This is a genomic window from Aminobacter anthyllidis, from assembly GCF_018555685.1.
GTDB lineage: Bacteria > Pseudomonadota > Alphaproteobacteria > Rhizobiales > Rhizobiaceae > Aminobacter > Aminobacter anthyllidis.
The window spans coordinates 1-1,673 of sequence record NZ_JAFLWW010000027.1 but is presented as its reverse complement, the minus strand read 5'-3'; the positions used below and the strand labels follow the sequence as shown (position 1 = coordinate 1,673).

Genomic DNA, 1,673 nt, shown 5'->3' with positions numbered 1-1,673 from the left:
TTGGTGGTGAAGCGGGGCGCATAATCCTGTGGTCTGTCGAACAGCGTCTCGTTGATCCGGTTGTGGATCCTGGCGACGCTGGCAAACACGGCTTGATCGGTTGCAGAGCCTTTGGCCAGGACGTCGCGCGGCAACCCCATGAGCGGGCACATCCAGTCTTGCGGGTCCGCGAACCGCGGCCCGGTGACCGCCGCCGTTACGAAGCCATCCAGCGCCGACATGGTGCGCACCAGCGGGCGGGGGTTGGTCTTGGCGGCCATCCAGGCCTCGAGGGCCTCGTCCGACAGCGCCATGTCATCGAGCGCGCTCATGCCGCCAAGGAGAGCTGCATCTCTTCGCGGCGCACCCAATTCCACGGCATCAGTTCGTCCCAGCGCGAGGCTGGCCAGTCGTTCTGGATGCGCTCGGTGACGTCGGCCATGTAGGCTTCGGCATCGACGCCGCAGAGCTTGCAGGTCTCAATGATGCTGAGCACGACCGCTGACCGCTCTGCCGCGGCGAAGCTGCCCGAGAAAAGCCAGTTGCGCCTTCCGACCGTAAATCCACGAATGGCGCGCTCCGCGATCAGGTTGTCGGGCTCGAGCTGGCCATCGTAGAGGAAGCGATTGAACGCGCGCCATCGCTTGGCGCCATAGGCGAAGGCCTTGGCGATATCGGCATGGCGCGACAAACCGTTGGCCTGGCGCATGAGCTGTCGTCGCAGTGCGCGGATTAGAGGTCGGGACCGCCTTCGTCGTGCGGCCAATCGCTCGGCGGGCGGGAGCCCCCGGATCTCTTCCTCGATCCGGTAGATCGCCTGGATACCAGCCATCGCCGTCGTGCTGAGCTCGGTCGGCTGGCTGTCATGAACGTCGAATATCTTGCGACGCAGATGGGCCAGGCAGGCAGCTTCTCGAATGGCGCCGCCCCTGTAGATCTGATTGTAGCCGCTGAACCCATCGGCCTGGAGTGTGCCGGAAAATCCGGCGAGCTCGCTCATCACGCTCTCGCCGGCGCGGCCCATGGTGGCGCGATACCAGGCGATCGGCGGCTCTTGAGAACCTGAATTGCGGTCGTCGGCGACGTAAACCCAGAGCGCGCCCTTGTGCGTCGTGCCGGTGCCGGGCGCCAGGATCGGAAGCCGCGTGTCGTCGGTGTGGAGCTTGGTGCGGGTACGGCCGATCTCACGAAGGCGATTGTAGATCGGATCGAGTAAGGCGGCGGCATAGCCGGCGCTGCGCGCCAGCGTGGATCGCTCGATATCGACGCCCTTGGCGGCCATCATCTGGATTTGGCGGTAGTAGGGCAGATGATAACCCCACTTGGCCATCATGATATGGGCGAGCGCGGCATAGCTGAGCTTGCCGCGTGCAATGGCCTTGGCGGGTGCCGGCGCCTGAATGATTTTATCGCAGGTCCGGCAGCTGTACTTGGGTCGAACGGTCTCGATCACCTGCCAGGCCTGGGCGACCAGATCGAGCATCTCATCGCTATCTTCGCCCATGGCGCGCAGAGCGCCGCCGCAGCCCGGGCAGCACGCGCAAGACGGCTCGCGAACGATCCGCTTGCGCGGCAGGTTCGGATTGAGCTTGCGCACCGGCAACGCCCGGACCTTATCGGTGTCGGAGACGATGGCCAGCTCGGCCTCGGGCGCGCCGGCGGCGAAATCGGTCTCGAGATCTTCGAGTTCGAGC

General features: G+C 65.1%; 2 protein-coding genes. Both read right to left on the bottom strand.

Annotated features, from left to right (window positions below; translation table 11 throughout):
• A partial coding sequence (locus J1C56_RS32675; protein WP_214394060.1) for a UPF0149 family protein occupies window positions 1-311 on the bottom strand: 311 nt, incomplete at its 3' end.
• Complete coding sequence (gene tnpC / locus J1C56_RS32670) at window positions 308-1,576, bottom strand: IS66 family transposase (RefSeq protein WP_420797456.1); 1,269 nt, start codon at window positions 1,574-1,576, stop codon at window positions 308-310. The genes J1C56_RS32675 and tnpC, both read right to left, overlap by 4 nt.
• Window positions 1,577-1,673 lie beyond the last annotated feature (97 nt).